1 protein-coding gene is annotated in these 1,015 nt (G+C 54.8%); it reads left to right on the top strand.

All coding sequences use genetic code 11. The annotated features are described in order from the left end of the window. The first annotated feature begins 364 nt into the window (after positions 1-364). Positions 365-664: a helix-turn-helix domain-containing protein gene (locus M0D67_RS42025; protein ID WP_266243695.1), complete on the top strand. Its 300-nt coding sequence runs from the start codon at positions 365-367 to the stop codon at positions 662-664. Positions 665-1,015 lie beyond the last annotated feature (351 nt).

Here is a 1,015-nt window from a genome sequence, read left to right as displayed (position 1 = left end):
CGGATGGGTTTCTGCCCACGTAGCATCCGTCACCAACATTGATGTTTCTTTCCTTAAAACTGATTCTTCGGGTTGTTCTGACCGCGCGGTCAGGCCGCCCCCGCGTAGACGGCCGCCTGTCCGGTGTATCCACATATCTTCAACCGGTGACGCGTAGCCTCCCAGACCACCGGAAGATCATTGCGGCACTGTCGCAACGCTTGCCATGGCACGAGAATAAATTTCGCAATCCATGTCCTGTTGATGCCTTGGGACGCCACAACTTTTTTTCACAATGGCAGAGACGCAGACCTTAATTCATAGTTCACTATGAAGACAAATTATAGCGTTAAACCGAGAGTGCTCCCATTTCACGGGAGCAAATTTGGAGCCATCAGACGCCTTCGGAATCGTATTGCGCAAGCGCAGGTTCGAGGCCTGTCTTACGCAGGAACAGTTGGCGTTTGAGGCCGACATCCAGCGCGTCTATGTCAGCAAGCTCGAGTTGGGACACTATCAACCAACGTTGACGATGCTGTTTACGCTCGCGAAGGCGCTCGGCTGCACCGCCAGCGATCTGATAGTCGAAGTTGAGCAACAGTTGGCAAACTCGCTACGGAAGAAAAAAACAGGTCCGGCCATTCAAGCACGGCGCGTCCGAACACAGAAGAAACCGGCACAGTGATTCGAATCACACCGCGCGGCCAAAGCCGGCTCTTGGGCTATCTGCCCCACGACTGGTTCCGCGCCCAACCGAAAGTCAGCTCTCTTCAGAGTGTGCGCTCGGAACCTCAGCGTTACCTCATTTAGCGAAGCCACTGCTTTTGCGGCGAAGTTAGTCAACCGGTTTTACCTAATCAACTCTGTTTTACCTCGGGCGCGGGGATATATGTATCGCGCCAGCGCGGATCATCGAAGGTCGTCGCCGCACGCCCGGACTGGCGGACCAGCGCCATATGAGTGCCACGCCGGTTTTCCGGTGATAAGCGGGTTTATCACGGCGACCCTTTTCATTTCCGGCACAGAAACGGTTTTC

Origin of the sequence: Paraburkholderia sp. SECH4 (assembly GCF_030511745.1) — a bacterium.
Lineage (GTDB): Bacteria > Pseudomonadota > Gammaproteobacteria > Burkholderiales > Burkholderiaceae > Paraburkholderia > Paraburkholderia madseniana.
Note: the sequence above shows the minus strand (reverse complement) of the source record. Positions and strands in the feature narration are given on the sequence as shown.